12 protein-coding genes are annotated in these 15,319 nt (G+C 71.9%); 6 read left to right on the forward strand and 6 right to left on the reverse strand.

The window, feature by feature from the left end; genetic code table 11:
• The first annotated feature begins 10 nt into the window (after nt 1-10).
• Nucleotides 11-1,519, forward strand: coding sequence for a UDP-N-acetylmuramoyl-L-alanyl-D-glutamate--2,6-diaminopimelate ligase (locus tag ACIA8K_RS29915; protein WP_396065211.1), 1,509 nt, complete (start codon nt 11-13; stop codon nt 1,517-1,519).
• A 283-nt stretch (nt 1,520-1,802) separates the two neighbouring features.
• Here ACIA8K_RS29915 and ACIA8K_RS29920 read toward each other — a convergent pair whose 3' ends face one another.
• Both ACIA8K_RS29920 and ACIA8K_RS29925 read right to left on the reverse strand, forming a co-directional pair.
• A complete protein-coding gene (locus tag ACIA8K_RS29920; RefSeq protein ID WP_396065213.1) occupies nt 1,803-3,260 on the reverse strand; it encodes an RICIN domain-containing protein in 1,458 nt (485 codons plus the stop codon).
• 98 nt (nt 3,261-3,358) lie between these two features.
• Nucleotides 3,359-3,946: a TetR/AcrR family transcriptional regulator gene (locus ACIA8K_RS29925; RefSeq protein WP_396065215.1), complete on the reverse strand. Its 588-nt coding sequence runs from the start codon at nt 3,944-3,946 to the stop codon at nt 3,359-3,361.
• Between the two features lie 103 nt (nt 3,947-4,049).
• On the opposite strand from ACIA8K_RS29925, the gene ACIA8K_RS29930 reads away from it, so the two are divergent.
• The 3 genes from ACIA8K_RS29930 to ACIA8K_RS29940 all read left to right on the forward strand — a co-directional run bounded on the left by ACIA8K_RS29930 (nt 4,050) and on the right by ACIA8K_RS29940 (nt 8,529).
• Nucleotides 4,050-5,630 (forward strand): MDR family MFS transporter, encoded by a 1,581-nt coding sequence (locus tag ACIA8K_RS29930; protein ID WP_396065217.1) that lies wholly within the window; start codon nt 4,050-4,052, stop codon nt 5,628-5,630.
• Between the two features lie 179 nt (nt 5,631-5,809).
• A complete protein-coding gene (locus tag ACIA8K_RS29935; RefSeq protein ID WP_396065219.1) occupies nt 5,810-6,646 on the forward strand; it encodes an SMI1/KNR4 family protein in 837 nt (278 codons plus the stop codon).
• Nucleotides 6,647-6,729: 83 nt separating this feature from the next.
• Nucleotides 6,730-8,529 (forward strand): FtsX-like permease family protein, encoded by a 1,800-nt coding sequence (locus tag ACIA8K_RS29940; RefSeq protein ID WP_396065221.1) that lies wholly within the window; start codon nt 6,730-6,732, stop codon nt 8,527-8,529.
• A gap of 116 nt (nt 8,530-8,645) precedes the next feature.
• Here the strand turns inward: ACIA8K_RS29940 and ACIA8K_RS29945 are convergent, their stop codons facing one another.
• Together ACIA8K_RS29945 and ACIA8K_RS29950 are read right to left on the reverse strand one after the other, a co-directional pair.
• The gene (locus ACIA8K_RS29945; protein ID WP_396065223.1) at nt 8,646-9,407 is read right to left on the reverse strand and encodes a hypothetical protein; all 762 of its coding nucleotides are present in this window, start codon (nt 9,405-9,407) and stop codon (nt 8,646-8,648) included.
• 957 nt (nt 9,408-10,364) lie between these two features.
• On the reverse strand, nt 10,365-10,736 hold the full coding sequence (locus tag ACIA8K_RS29950) for a hypothetical protein (protein WP_396065225.1): 372 nt from the start codon (nt 10,734-10,736) through the stop codon (nt 10,365-10,367).
• Nucleotides 10,737-11,002: 266 nt separating this feature from the next.
• Here ACIA8K_RS29950 and ACIA8K_RS29955 point away from each other — a divergent pair, with 266 nt between their 5' ends.
• On the forward strand, nt 11,003-12,226 hold the full coding sequence (locus ACIA8K_RS29955) for a sulfite oxidase (RefSeq protein WP_396065227.1): 1,224 nt from the start codon (nt 11,003-11,005) through the stop codon (nt 12,224-12,226).
• Between the two features lie 218 nt (nt 12,227-12,444).
• Here ACIA8K_RS29955 and ACIA8K_RS29960 read toward each other — a convergent pair whose 3' ends face one another.
• Both ACIA8K_RS29960 and ACIA8K_RS29965 read right to left on the reverse strand, forming a co-directional pair.
• Entirely contained in the window at nt 12,445-13,107 is a 663-nt protein-coding gene (locus tag ACIA8K_RS29960) for an MBL fold metallo-hydrolase (protein WP_396065229.1), read from the reverse strand.
• A 42-nt stretch (nt 13,108-13,149) separates the two neighbouring features.
• Nucleotides 13,150-14,634, reverse strand: coding sequence for a sulfatase (locus ACIA8K_RS29965; RefSeq protein WP_396065231.1), 1,485 nt, complete (start codon nt 14,632-14,634; stop codon nt 13,150-13,152).
• Between the two features lie 95 nt (nt 14,635-14,729).
• Between ACIA8K_RS29965 and ACIA8K_RS29970 the strand changes: the two genes are divergently transcribed.
• Entirely contained in the window at nt 14,730-15,299 is a 570-nt protein-coding gene (locus tag ACIA8K_RS29970) for a DUF998 domain-containing protein (protein ID WP_396065233.1), read from the forward strand.
• Nucleotides 15,300-15,319 lie beyond the last annotated feature (20 nt).

Below are 15,319 nucleotides of genomic sequence, written 5' to 3' on the forward strand. Positions count from 1 at the left end.
ACACACACCCATGGACAAGAGGACGACTGTGCACCTGGATGAGGTTCTCGCGGAGGTTCCCGCGGCGACGCTGGTGCAGGGCGACGCCACCCGGGAGATCACCGGCATCACACACGATTCGCGTCGTGTGTCGCCGGGTGACCTTTTCGTCGCGATCTCGGGGGCGCAGCATGACGCGCGCACGTTCGTGCGGCAGGCGCTGGAGCGGGGCGCGGCAGGCGTCGTGACCGAGGGGCCGGTCGAGATCGACGGCGACGCGGCGCTGGTGCGGGTGCCGTCCGCGCGGGCGGCGCTCGCGGATCTGGCCGTGGCCGTCTACCGGCACCCGGGCGACGCGATGAAGATGATCGGTGTCACCGGCACGGACGGCAAGACGACCACGTCGTACCTGATTCACGCGGCGATGGAGCAGAGCGGCATCCGTACCGGCCGGTTGACGACTGTCGGCATGACCACCGGCGGCGGCAACCCCCCGGTGCACACCGGGTTCACCACGCCGGAGGCCGGCGATCTGCAGCGGCTGCTCGCCGAGATGGTCGAGGCCGGCTGTGCGGCAGCGGTGACCGAGGTCAGCTCGCACGCGCTGGAGCTGGACCGGGTGCGCGGGGTGCCGTTCTCGGCAGCGGTCTTCACGAACCTGACGCCGGAGCACCTGGATTTTCACGGCACGATGGAGAACTACGCGAAGGCCAAGGCCCGCCTGTTCACGATGGCGGCGGCCCGCGGCTCGGACTCGTTCGGCGTGGTCAACGCGGACGACCCGTCCTGGCGGCTGATCGCCGGCGACGGCCCGGCCACGCTCTACCGGTTCGGCCTGGAGTCCGAGGGCCTCGACCTGTGGGCGGAGAACATCCGCCTCGCCCCGGACAGCTGCCGGTTCACCATGTTCACCCCGTGGGGCAGCCGCGAGGTGGTCTCGGCCATGCCGGGCCGGATGAACGTGAAGAACTGGCTGGCCGCTACCGCTGTCACTGTCGGGCTCGGCGGTGACCTGGACGCGGTCGTCGCCGCTGCCGCGCATGCGACAGTCGACGGCCGCATGCAGTCGGTGTCCGCCGGCCAGCCGTTCGAGGTGTTCGTGGACTTCGCGCACACCCCGTACGCGCTGGAGACGGTCCTGCGCACGCTGCGCGCCCAGACCAAGGGACGGCTGCGGGTGCTGTTCGGCCACTCCGGCGGCCGGGATGCCGGCAACCGCCGCCCGATGGGCAGAATCGCGGCGGAGCTGGCCGACACCGTCATGATCACGTCGGACAATCCCGCCCACGAGGATCCGGTGGCGATCTCCGCCGAGATCGTCGCCGGCGCCGCGGAGGCCACCGGTGGCACCGACGACGTCCGCGTCGTCATCGACCGTGGCGACGCACTGCGCGAGCTGATGTCCGAGGCCGGACCCGGCGACACCGTCCTGCTCGCCGGCAAGGGTCACGAGGACTACCAGATCCTCGCCACCGGCAAGGTCGACTGGAACGACGCCGACGAGGCCCGCCGCGCCCTCGCCGCCCTCGGCTGGTCCTGACTTTCGCACTCCCCCGGCGGCGGGCCCCTCCACGGGTCCCGCCGCCGAAACCACCATCACAAGCCATTTCGAGGGTACGGCCGGAGCTCCGACACTTCCGCTGTGTCCGTTGTGGACACCGTGGGGTGTGGTGTTCTTCGCACGGCGGAACCGGCTCCGAGCGACGAGCGGAGCGCCAGCGGAGCCCGACGCGAGGTTTGCCCGCGGGAGCGTGCGGGCCGCCACCACCGCGGAAGCGGGAAGATCAGTCAGCCGGTTTTGACGTGCTCGGCGATCGCGGGTTTCAGCTCACCGGCAGGATCTGCCACCACTGTTCCTGGCCGTCGGTGGCCGGCCGCTGGACGACACCGGTGGTGGCGGCGCCGGTGGCGGTCAGCGCCAGGTCCGGCACACCGGCCGCGTCCTGGCTGCTGGTGTTGGCGAACCGCAGCTGGTAGCCGGAGGCCGCGTTCCCGTGGATCCGGACGACCTGCCGGCCCGCACGGCACCCGGTCTGTACGACGCGCGCCTGTGATGTCGTGCTCGCGCCCTCGACAGCCAGGCACAGCCCGGACTGGACGTTCTGCAGCAGCCAGCCGCCGTCGGTGCCGACCTGGCCCTTCTCGGCCCGCCAGGTGCCGTCGGTGGCGAGGAGGCGGAACTGCTGGTGGGTGCCGCCGGCCGGGTCCATGGAGATCAGCGGCGCGCCGCCGGTCGTGCCGGACCCGATGCCGAGCCGCAGTCCGGTCTGCACGTTCTCCAGGCGGTAGACGTGGTCCAGGTACGGTCCCGGGCGGATGGAGGCCGGCAGCGGCACGACGAGGTCGCGCATCCACGGGCCCTCGGCCCGGTACTGGCGGTGCAGCCAGGAGTACCACCAACCATCGCAGGGCGACGCGTCCGGCGCCGTGCTCGGGGTGCAGACCTGGATGTCGCTGTCGTACGCGTCGTACTCCGCGTAGATCTGGTACCGGGCGTCGTGGGCCGCGCCGGTGATGTTCTCCGGCAGGTACATCGTGGAGTAGTCGCGGTAGAAGCGCACCGGGCCGTCGGGGAACGTCCACATGACCAGACGGGCGACTGTCACGTGGTCCGGGTGGGCCCTCATCGCCTCGTTGGCTTGCAGGGCCGTCAGGTTCACCCACCGGTGCTGGTCCGCTGTGGGATCCACCGTGTTGATCACGTCGGGCTGGAAGTCGGCGGCGACCGCGCGCAGGAAGCCGCTGAGCGAGTCGCGGCTCAGCGTCTGCGGATCGTTGAGTTCGCCCTGCACCGTGACGAGTTCGCCGTTGTTGGCGTACAGATTCCACAGCTGCCCGCCGGAGGCGTTGTCCGGGATGCGCAGCTCGATGACTGACACGCGGTCGCCGAGCGTGTAGCCGGTCGCCGCGACGCCGCCGGCGGAGTAGGCGGATGATTGCCAGTCGTCGATGTCGAGTCCGGCCGCGGCCGCGTACGCGTGCCGGATGCCCTCCTCACGGGCTTCGACGTACTCCATCCGCTCGTCAACGTCGGGGGTTTCCGCCCTGTCGGTGTGGTAGTCGGAGGCGACGAGGAAGACGGTCCGCACGCAGAGCGCCGGGTTGGCCAGGTTCGCGTACAGGTCCGGGCTGAGGAAGAACATGTCGTCGTCGTGGTGGGCAACGATGTTGAGCAGGTGCCGGGTGCAGGCGGGGTCGGCCGCGGCGGGCGCGGCGGGCAGCGGCAGTGAGGCGGCGGCGAGCAGCAGTGTCGCCAGGACTTTCGCGGGGGAGAACGTCACGGATGGCACCGTAACGTCGAAGAATCGAAATGTTTGACTGAAATGCGCCGCGTCGACTGCCGGGTCGGCTATTGCGAAGTCCTTCGACTGCCGGCGGATCAGGTGTTCTGGTCGACGCCGTGGAGGATCTCGAGGGCGACGGTGAGCGCGGCCTCGCGGATCTCCTCGGCGGAGGCGTCCAGGTCGTCGCCGTGCTTGACGGCGACGTGCAGCGCGCAGAAGGCGGTGCGCGCCCGGATGCGGTCGAGCAGGGTGGCGTCGGGGCCGGCGAGCGCATCGAGCAGGCGGCGCTGGGCGTCGCGGATCTGGGCGCCGAGCGAGAGGTTCCCGATCTCGACAGCGTTCTCGCGGATGAGGCGGATCAGGTACTGGCTGCGGGTGGCCTGGTAGTCGGATATCAGGCGCAGCAGTTCCTCGCGGCCGGCCGGCGTGTGCAGGCGCGGCCCGACCCTGTCGACCATGTCCTCGACGCTGCCGCGGTGGCCGAGCAGGATGCCGCCGAGGATGTCTTCCTTGGTCTTGAAGTGGAAGTAGAGCGCCGCCTTGGTGACGCCCAGCTCGTCCGCGATCTTCTGCAGCGAGGTGGCGGCGTAACCGTTGTCGGCGAACAGGCGCAGCGCGACCTGAAGGATGCGGTCGCGGGTGTCGGTCCGGCGGTTGTCGACCCTGGTGCTGTCCTGCGTCACGTGTCACCTCTCGCTCATCATTAGATGACTTGACGGATGGCTAGTCAAATCTCTACGGTTAGAAACCTAACCGGTCGTCTAGCTATGTGTAAGGGGCCCGTCCATGGAGACAACCGAAGAGCGGGCGGGACTCGGGTTCAGCCATCGCCAGATCCTGGTGACGATGAGCGGCCTGATGATCGCCATGCTGCTCGCCCAGCTCGACAACATGATCGTGGCGCCCGCGCTGCCCACGATCGTCGGCGACCTCGGCGGCCTGGAGCACCTGGCCTGGGTCACCACCGGCTACATCCTGGCGTCCACCGTCGCCACCCCGATCTGGGGCAAGCTCGGCGACCTCTACGGGCGGCGGATCACGTTCGTCGCCTCGGTCGCGCTGTTCCTGGTCGGCTCCGTGCTCTGCGGCATGTCGCAGAACATGGGCGAACTCGTCGCGTTCCGCGCGGTGCAGGGCCTCGGCGCCGGCGGCCTGATCGTCGGCGTGCTCGCGATCGTCGGCGAGATGATCCCGCCCCGCGACCGCAGCCGCTACCAGGGCGTCATGATGGCGGTCATGCCGGTCGCCATGATCGGCGGACCGCTGATCGGCGGCTTCATCACCGACCACGTTTCGTGGCGCTGGGCGTTCTACGTCAACCTGCCGCTCGGCGCGATCGCGCTGGTCGTCTCGTGGATCACGCTCGCCAAGCTCCCCCGCGGCACCGGCCACGCCCGCATCGACTGGCTCGGCGCCGGCCTGCTCACCGTGTGGATCACCTCGCTGGTGCTGATCACGACCTGGGGCGGCACCCAGTACGACTGGGCGTCCCCGCAGATCCTCGGCCTGATCGCGCTCACCGTCGCCGGACTCGCCGCGTTCATCGTGGTCCAGCGCCGCGTCGCCGAGCCGATCATGCCGCTGCGCGTGTTCGGCAGCCGCAACTTCGTGCTGGCCGGCGGCATCGCGTTCGTGTCCGGCTTCGCGCTGTTCGGCGCGATCGGTTACCTGCCGCAGTACCAGCAGTTCGTCCAGGGCGCGTCCGCCACCAGCAGCGGCCTGCTCCTGATGCCGCTCATGATCGCGGTGATGGTGGTCAGCATCCTCGTCGGCCAGGTCATCGGCCGCACCGGCCGCTACCGGATCTTCCCGATCGCCGGCACCATCCTGGTCACGGCCGGCATGCTGCTGTTCAGCACCGTCGACACCGGCACCTCGCAGGTCGTCACCGCGCTCTACATGGTCGTGCTCGGCGCCGGCATGGGCGGCCTCATGCAGACCAGCACGCTCATCGCCCAGAACAGCATCGCGCTGCGCGACATCGGCGCCGGCACCGGTGTGTCCACGTTCCTGCGCAACATGGGCAGCTCACTGGGCGTCTCCGTGCTCGGCGCGATCTACGCCCACCAGCTGACCAGTTCGTTCGCCGGCTCCGGCGCTACCGGCGGCGCGTCGGCCCCGGTCTCGTCGATGACACCGGAGGTACTGCGGGCACTGCCGGCGGCCGTCCGCGGCATGTTCCAGCAGGCCGTGACGAACGGCATCACGACCCTGTTCCTCTGGGGCAGCCTGGTCGCCGCACTCGGCATCGTGGTCTCGCTGCTCATCCGGCACGTCCCGCTGCGCGGCGGCAAGCCCGTCACGCCGGTCGAGGAGGCCGCCCTCAACGCCGGCACGGCACCGGTCCCCGCGGCGACCGCGAGATAAGAGAGCAGTGGGACGGCGCGATCGACGATGTCCGCGTCTTCCAGGGCGCGGCCAGCAGCGCCGGGGTGAAGATGCTCTTCGACGCCGCGAGGTGACCTCACCGCCCTGATCGGCCCCCGGTCCTCACCACGGGTGACCGGGGGTCCTGGGCGTGTCGCCTGCTCGTAGGGTCATCAGTCATGACGATCATCGACGGGCTGGTACTGCGGGTACCGCCGCCCGCCACACCGATCCACGCGGACGCCGACTGGGACGCGATCGAGGCGGCGCTGGGCACGCCGCTGCCGGCCGACTTCAAGGAGCTGACCGGCCGGTACGGCGCCGGCGAGTTCTGCGATCTGGTCTTCGCGTACCGGCCGGACCAGCTCGCCGCGCAGAACCGGGAGATTCTCGACGAGGAGCGGGATTACCGCGACGACGAACCCGAGGACTACCCGTATCCGCTGCATCCCGAGCCGGGCGGTGTCCTGATCTGGGGCGGCACCGGCAACGGCGAGCGGCTGTGCTGGCTGACCGGGGGCGAGCCGGACGCCTGGCCGGTGGTCGTCTGGCAGCCGCGGGGCGCCGGCTGGAAGCTCTACCCGACCGGCGTCGCGGGGTTCCTGGACGGCTGGCTGTCCGGCGGGATCGCCGACGTGTTCCCGGCGGAGTTCACGGCGACCGCGCAGTGGTTCGACCCGGCCCGGGAGTTGGCGCACGCCACCGTGGGCCTGTCCCTCAGCAATCTGCCGCCGTACGAGGTCCGGCTGGCGGCGCTGCTGGAGGCGCTGGCGCCGGCGCGGCTGCTGATGACGACCGGCCCGGACGCGGCGAGGCAGGACAGGATCGGTGCCGCGGACGGGCGCTGGCGGGTGCTGTACGAGACGGCCTACCGGCACCAGATCCGCTTCGCCTTCCCGCCCGCCGACGCCGGCCGGGTGCGTGAGGCGGCGCAGCGGGCCGCGCCCCTGATGGGGTGCCGACTCAACTCGTCCCGCGACGACTTCGGTGACGATCTCGGGTGGGTGCAGGAGTGACGCCCGGCCCGGGATTTGACACATGCATAGCTAACCGTTATCCATAGGCGGTCACAGCACTTGACCGCGGGGAGACACGCCAGATGACCGGACGCCTGCTGTTCGCCGGCCGACTGCTGGTGCGGGATCTGCGCCGGCGCCGTGCCGAGACGCTGCTGCTGATGGCCGCGATCACGGTGGCGACCACGTCACTGACGCTCGGGCTGGCGCTCAACGCGCTCGTCTCCCGGCAGTACGAGGACACCAGGGCGGTCACCGCGGGTCCGGACCTGACCGTGGAGCCGGGCGGCAACGGGCCGGCGGCGCTGGCCGCGCTCGCCCCGATCGCGGACTCGCCCGGCGTCACTGCCCACAGTGGACCGTTTCCGCTGCTGTTCACGACGCTTACCGCGAACGGCATCACGGCGCGTGTCGTCGTCGAAGGGCGGGACGCGGCACCGGCCGAGGTCGACCGGCCGGCGGTCACTGACGGCGCCTGGGTACGCCCGGGAGGTGTGGTCGTCGAGCGCGCGTTCGCGGACGCGCTCGGGGTCGGGCCGGGCGACACGGTGACGATCAGCGGACGCGTGCTGACCGTGTCCGGGACGGCGGTCTCCACGGCCAGGACCGCCTACCCGCACGCCGGATGGCGGATCCCCAGCACGATCGAGATGGAGGGCGGCGGCCTGATCTGGGTACCCCGCGACGACATCCCGGTGCTCGGCGGCACCCAGCAGCCGTCGTACGTGCTGAATCTGCGGCTGGAACACCCTGAGCACGGGATCAGCGCGGTCGACCGGCAGCGGCTCGTGGACCCCGCGTACAAGAATCCGGCGTTCCGGGGTTGGCACTTCCGGACCGGCGCGGAGCTCGCGGACACGCACGAGGCGCTCAACGCCCCGGCGCGGGACACCCTTGTGGTCGGCAGCTGGCTGGTCACCGGGTTGGCGATCGCCGGGGTCGCCGGGGTCGTCACCGGGCGGGTGACCGGCGAGCGCCGCCGGGTCGGGCTGCTCAAGGCGGTCGGCGCCGGGCCCGCGATGATCGCCGTGGTCCACCTCGCGGAGTACCTGGTGATCGCGCTCGCCGCGGCCGGCGCAGGGCTGGCGCTCGGCTGGTTCGCCGCGCCCGCGCTGTTCGGCCCGGCCGAGAGCCTGATCGGCACGGCCGGCGCCCAGCCACCACCGGTGCGGATGGCGGTCTCCGCCGTGATCCTCGCGCTGGTCATCGCGGTCGTGGCGACGCTCGGGCCGGTGCTCGGCGCGGTCACCACCGACACCGCGGGTGCGCTTGCCGACGCCGCCACGCCGCCACGCCGCCGGGGCGCGATGATCCGGCTGTCCCGCCTGCTGCCGGCCCCGCTGCTGATCGGTGTGCGGATCAACGCACGCCGCCCGCGCCGGGCCCGGCTCGTCACGCTCAACGCGCTGATCACCGGCGTCGCGATAGCCGCCCTGCTGACGTTCACTGTGCAGAACTTCGACCCGGTCGACCTGGGCTACGCCGAGCTGCCGGACGTGCGCGTCGCCCGGACGCTGCAGGCCATGTACCTGATCGCGGGCGCGGTCTGCGTGCTCGCGCTGTGCAACGCGATCGTGAGCACCCGGGCGGCGGTGCTTGACACCCGGCAGTCGCTGGCCGTCGCACGCGCGATCGGCGCGACACCCGCGCAGGCCGGGCTGGGACTGGCGGCGGCGCAACTGCTGCCCGCGGTGCCGGGCGTGGTGCTCGGTATCCCGTTCGGCGTGCACCTCTACCTGTTCTTCGAGGGCGAACCGGCACAGCACGCTCCGCTGTCCTGGCTGCTCACGGCCGGTCTCGCTATCCTGCTGACCGTCACCACGCTCACCGCGATCCCGGCGCTGACCGCGGCCCGGCACCCGGTCGCGGACGCCCTGGGCTGATCGCGGCGGGGACCCGGCGAGGTGGTCGCGGACGGCGGCGGCCGCGAGCACGGGCGGCCGACGCCGCATCCGGGCCCGCGCAGCGTCCGCTTCCCCGCGCTCGTGGGCGCCGCGCGTCAGCAGGCGCCGGTGGTCAGGACCGCGCTGTTCACGTCCGGGGTGCCGCCCGCGCCGTTGAAGACCACGCGCAGGCTGCCGCCCGGCGAGCCGATCGCGGACGTCGGCAACTGCCACCGGAACGCGTTGCCGTTCTGCGAGAACCGCAGCCCGCTGCCGTCGACCTCGTCCCACGCCCAGTCCGCGCCGGCCGACTCCCAGACCGAGTCGTTCTCGACCATGTAGTCGGCGCCGACGCGGGTGCCCACGTCCGGCACGTCGTATCCGGTGGAGGCGTTGCCGTCCACGTCGATGAACGCGTGGTGCCATTCGAACGGGACGGTGAACGTCGCCGCGAAGACCGCGGTGCCGCCGGAGGAGCAGGCGGACACGCCGGTGATCGGGCCGCGCTGCGCGGGCGCGCCGGTGGTCACCGCGGGCGCTGCCGCGGCGGCCCTGCTCGGCGTCGGCGCGGCACTCTTCGAGGCCGACGGGGACGGCGTCGCGGACGGTGTGGCGGCGGACGCGGACGGCGTCGCGGAGACACCTGTCGGCGACGGCGGGACGATGGTGACCTCGCCGGTCGGTGGCGGGCCGGGCGTGATCGCCGGTGGCACCGCGGTGGTCTCACCGGAGCCCGGGGGCCGGTTCACAAGCGCGGCGGCGGTGATCACGATCGCGCCGATCAGCACCAGCGGCACGAGCCACAGCCGCCAGGCCGGGCCGGTCCGGTCCCGCCCCGGCGCGATGACTGTGGTGGCGGTGGTCTCCCCGGTCTCCACCGGCCCGAACGTGGGCGAATCCACGAATCTGGTGGCGCCGGTCGAAGACTTGACCCGCCGCGTGTCCGAGGCCCACACGGACTGCCCCGGGGGTACGGCACCGGAGGGCTCGGCCGGGGTGCCGGGCGTCGCTGTCCCGGAAGGACCAGCAGTAGTGGGCCGTGTCGCCGGAACGGAGAGCGCCGCCGCCGGGCCCGACGCGGACCCCGGCACGGCCGCAGCAGTCGACACGGTCGACAGCGAGCCCGACGCGGTTGAGGCGGCCGACGTGGCAGCCGAAGGGCTCACCGCGGTTGGAGCGGCCGACACGGCAGCCGAAGGGCGCACCGCGCCCGACGTAGTCGCCCCGCTCGCCGACGGGCCCGACGCGGCGGGAACAGTTGTCCCGGCCGACCAGCCCGGCGCGGGTTTCGGCACCGCCGGAGCCGAATCCGACGCCGCCGTCACAGCGGACGCACCTCCCGGCCCCGCGACCACTCCCGGTCCTCCCCCGGCACCCGTCGCACGGGACGGCGGCACCGGGCCATCCGCCTCAGACGGCACCGCGGGACCTCGACGCGACCTCGCATCCGGGACGGCCTCAGCCGGCCGCACAGCCGACGCACCTGACGCATCCGCCGACGCCGACCGCCCCGCCGGGCGCACCGGCCTGGACGGCCAGGAGGGCAGCTTCCCCGTACCCGCTGATGCCTGTGGATCGTCTGGGTCGTCGGCCGGCTCGCCGTAGGGCGGCAGGCCACGCAGCGGGATCGCACGCTGGAGCGGCGGCCGGGACCTCTCCGACTCGTGCTCCGACTGATCCACACCCGGTCCGGTCACCGAACGCCTCCGGCAGCGCGTGTTCCATCGCCCGTGGTGGGGTCCGCGAACGAGCACATGGTCGAGGCAGCCCGGCGGATTGTCAATTCAGTCCATCGTGGATTCGGGCACACGGCCACGCCCACGCTGCGCGGACGGTCAGATCTCGAGTTCCGCTTCGATGCGGCGCAGGCGGTGGCGGGCCAGTCCGAGGTTCGCCCGGCTGCGGTCCAGGGCCATGTAGAGCAGCAGCGCCTCGCCCGGGCGTCGCGGCTGCATGAGCCGGATCAAGTGGTACTGGGTGTCGAGCGTGATCAGCAGGTCCTCGATGCCGTCGGGAAGGCCGAGCATTTCGAGGGTACGCAGCTTGGCGCGCACCACGTCGGTGTTGCCGGCCGCGGCGACGGTCATGTCCAGGCCGCCGCCGCCGATGACGCCGAGCGTGAGGCCGCTCGTGTAGTCGACGAGCGCGACGCCGATGGCGCCGTCGATCGTCATGGCTTCCTTCAGTGCGATGTCAATGCTGGCCATTCCGCTGTCCCCGCTCACCATGTTGCCAATTCGCTGCCGTACGACTACTGTCCGTAATAGGTCCTGTCCGGACAATCCGCAGCCTTGCACGGGGCCGTTTCGGATCGAAATCGAGGGACGAGAATTGCCCGAAAGAGCCCTTAGGTTCGGACAACGGCGCCCCCACACCACCGCTTCGGCCGATGACGCGTGCGCGGCTCATCTGGTACGGGATGGTTCCCGCCTCACCATTCCTATTTGCCCGATAGATATGGTTGGCTGTCTCGATGGAGGAGACGACGTACGACCGCACGCGGCTGGAACAGTGGCGCGGCGGGCAGGCGAGCGGCCGTGGGTTCAGCCGCCGGGACCTGATGACACTCGCGGCCGCGCTCGGGGTCGGTGGCGTGCTCGGCGCCGCGGCACCCGCACGGGCCGCCGCCGGGCCGATCGTGAAGCCGCTGCCCCCGGAGCTGTTCACGGTCTTCGGGACGAACGCGGAGACGAAGTGGGAGGCGCTCAAGGGGGCCGGGTACCTGGTGCCTGTCGACCGGTTCTTCGTCCGCAACCACACCAGCACGCCGGTCGTCGACCCGGTGGCGTACCGGCTGAGGCTCTTCGGCTCCGGTCTGCGCGGCCCGGCGGAGTTCAGCCTCGACCAGCTCAAGTGCCTGCCGAAGACGACGGTCACGGCCGCGGTCGAGTGCGCGGGGAACGGGCGCAGCCTCTTCACCAGCCAGCAGGGCCAGACCGTCTCCGGTACGGCGTGGAAGCTCGGCGCGATCGGCGTCGGGCGCTGGCACGGCGTCCGGCTCTCCACGGTGCTGCGCGCGGCCGGCCTGCGCCACGACGCGGTGGACGTGCAGCCGCAGGGCCTCGACGCGAACTTCGTCAGCGGCGGCGTCGACCTCGGCCCGGTCCGCCGGCCGCTGCCGATCGCGAAGGCGCTCGACGACGTGCTGCTCGCCTGGGAACTCAACGGCGAGCCGCTCCCACCGGATCACGGCGCACCGCTGCGCGTGGTGGTGCCGGGCTGGATCGGCATCTCGTCGATCAAGTGGGTGGGCGCGATCGAGGTCGCCGCCGAGCCGCTGTTCTCGCCGTGGAACACGCAATTCTACCGGCTGTTCGGCGAGTCCTACCCGGCCGAGGGCACGCTGATCGACGAGCAGGTGGTCAAGAGCGCGTTCGAACTGGCCTGGAACGCCACCCTGCCGCTGGCCCGGACCACGCTGACCGGCCGCTCCTGGTCCGCGAACGGCCCGATCCGCCGCGTGGACGTCAGCACGGACGGCGGCACGTCCTGGCGGCGGGCGCACACCACCGGCCCGAACCTGCCGCACGCCTGGCAGCAGTGGCACATCGACTGGTCACCGGCCACGACCGGGCAGCACACGCTGATCGCCCGCGCCACGGACGTCACCGGCGCGACCCAGCCGGTGACGGTGCCGCACAACACGCTCGGCTACCTGTTCGGCGCGCAGGTCCGGCACCCGGTGACGGTGGCCTGACGCCCGTGCCCGGCCGTCTCGGCGGCCGGGCACGCCCCGTCACCCGCCGTTGACGCCGGCCAGGGTCTCCGCCAGGACCAGCGGATTGAGGTAGTCGCGGTAGGAGACGATCAGGCCGTCGCGCACCCGTACCACCACGATGATCGTCTGATCGTCAAGCTGCTACGCCCGGTCTTCGAGAGCCTGACCACCCCGGCCGATCCGGTGTAGACGGACGCCTATCCCACCAGGGCACGGAAGCTGTCGGCGCCGCCGCTGGTGACGGCCTTGCCGTGCCCGAAGACGACGGTGCCGAAGCTGAGACCGGCCAGGCGGCGCAGGCTCTCCTCGGAGCGGGCGCGGTCCTCGGTCATCAGGCCCAGTGGGCGGCGCACCCTGGAGCCACCGGACGCGGCGTCGCCGGCGAAGAGCACGCCACCGGCGCGGTCGAGCAGGTAGGAGACGTGACCCGCGGTGTGGCCCGGCGTGTGCACGGCGGTGAAGCCGGGGATCGGGGTAGGGCCGTCCACGGTGAGCGCCACGTCGACCGGTGCGGGCTCGGCCGGCTTCAGCACGACGGAGAGCAGGCGCTGAAGGCGGGTCAGTGCGGCCGGCCGGGTGCCGTCGATCGTGGGCGTGTCCAGGTGGTGGGCGACCACCCGGGCGCCGGACCCCCGCCGCAGCTCGGCCAGGCCGCCGGTGTGATCGAAGTGCCAATGGGTGAGCAGGATCGCGGTGATGTCGCCGACCGTGCGGCGGGTTTCCTGCAGCGCGGCGGCGAGGGCCGCGGTGCGCCCGGCCAGTCCGGTATCGACCAGGATCACGCCGTCGTCGGTCACCACCAGGTGGGCATGCACGAACCCGATGCCGACCTCGAAGACACCGTCCACGATCTGCCGCATGGCGTCCAGGCTATGCCATCGCGCCCGCGCGCCCGACGGCTTTCAAGCCCGCACGACACCGGCCTTTCCGCAGGCCACGGCGCCCTTGCAAGCGACCAGCGCGTCGAGCGCGGCCGCGAGCGCCGCCCGGCGGGCCGGGCTCAGGCCCGATGCGGCGTTGCGGAGCTGGTGCGGGTCGGTGCGCCGGTCGTAGAACTCGAGCGCGCCGCCGGCGTATCTGACAAACGTCCAGTCGGGGGTCCGGAGCGCCGCATAGGACTCCGGAATCACCTTCTGCCGGTCCGGATCGTCGGGCCGGAATTCCGGACGCCGATGTTCTGGACCACGGTGTTCCACCAGCGCTGCGGTCCTCCAGCCGGACACCGGAGTTCCGGAGTCCACAATACCGGAGCGCAGCAGCGGCGCCAGACTTCTGCCGTCCACATTCGGCGGCGACGGCGTACCCGCGAGGTCTTCGAAGGTCGGCCGCAGGTCGATGTTCGCCGCGGTCTGGTTCACTGTCGCGCCGGCCCGCACGCCCGGACCGGCCACGATGAGCGGCACCCGGATGTCCGTCTCGAACGCGGTCTGCTTGCCCACTGTCAGCCGATGTTCGCCCAGGTGGAAACCGTTGTCGGAGCTGAACACCAGCACCGTGTTCGCGGCCGCGCCGGTGCGGGCCAGCGTGGCCCGCAGCTGACCGACCATCCGGTCCAGCGACAGCACCGACTGCGCGCGCCTGCGGTAGGCGTCGTCGATGCGCGCGATCTGGTCCGCGGCGAGCGGCGGCCGGCCGGCGAGCCAGGGCGGCGCGTCCGAGGGCAGGCGGTCGAAGGCCGGGCCGCGCGGCGCGGTGAGGCCGGGAAACGCGTCCACGTCCTGCGGGGCGGGCGTGAACGGCGAGTGCGGGGCGAACGTGGAGATCTCGACGAAGAACGGCGTCCGGTCCCCCGCGCTCATCTCGATGAACGCGGACGCCTTCGCGGTCAGCACGTCCGTGAGGTACTCGGCGCCGTAGGCGCGCGGGACGCCGTTCTCGTTGAGGGTGTAGTCGAACTGCCGGTAGGCGTCGCCGCCGACCGCCCACTGGTCCCAGCCCGGGGGCACGTGCCCGGAGGCGGGCTGGTAGCCGTTGAGGTACTTGCCGAGCATCGCGGTGCGGTATCCGGCGCGCTGCAGGGCGGTGCCGTAGGTGTCGCGCTCGTTGCCGCGCTGCCGGAAGACCGCCCAGCCGCCGTCCGGCGCCGCGTTCGTGAACACCCCTGTGTTGTGCGGGAATCTCCCGGTGTAGATGGACGCGCGGGACGGGCAGCACAGCGTGTCGGTCACGACGTAGTTGGCGAAGGAGGTGCCGCCGGCCGCGAGCCCGCGCACCTGCGGCATGAACCTCAGCAGGTCCGGCGACAGATCGTCGGCGAGGATGAACACGATGTTTGGCGGTGCCGGCGCGACCCGCCCGGTCTGCGCCGGAACGGCAGGCGCCGGTTGACTTGCGGCCAGGCACAACGACAGCGTCACCGCACCGACAGCCCGCAGCAGCGACCGCACCCGTCTTCCCTCCCTCAAAACGACTTTAATGGCCAATAATTCCATAAATCCGGCAGCGGTACGGTCATCGCTGCGGAACTACGAGAGGGATTCTCATGCGCGCCCCCGCACTGTTCTCCTCCGCAGCCGCCCCGGTGCTGCTGATCGGGGGCTGGCTGCTCGCCGAGTCCCGTCAGCCGCCCGCCTTCGACCCGTTGCACGACGCGATCAGCGACCTGGCCGCGATCGGCACGCCGGACCGCGCGATCATGACCGTCGCCCTGGCCGGCACCGGCCTGGCGCACCTGATCACCGCCTACGGCCTCACCGAGGCGGCCCGCGCCGGACGGCTGCTGATCGCGCTCGGCGGCGTCGCGACGATCGGCGTCGCCGTCTTCCCGCTCCCCGCACAGGGCGGATCCGCCGCGCACACCGCGGCAGCCACCGTCGCGTTCCTCGCACTGGCGGTCTGGCCACTGCTCGGCGCCGGCGCCCGGCCCGCGCTCCGGCCGCCGATCTCGATCGCCGCCGGTGCGATCCTGCTCGCCCTGGTCACCTGGTTCGGCGTGACCCTCCAGGCCGGCGGCCCTCTCGGCCTCGCCGAACGGGCGGCCGCCGCCGCGCAGGCCATCTGGCCGTTCGTGGTCGCGGTCTCGATCCACGCCGGCCTGCCCGCCCGGCGATGACCGGGCAGGCGCCCTCGAGC

Origin of the sequence: Catenuloplanes sp. NPDC051500, assembly GCF_044454585.1 — a bacterium.
Classification (GTDB): Bacteria; Actinomycetota; Actinomycetes; order Mycobacteriales; family Micromonosporaceae; genus Catenuloplanes.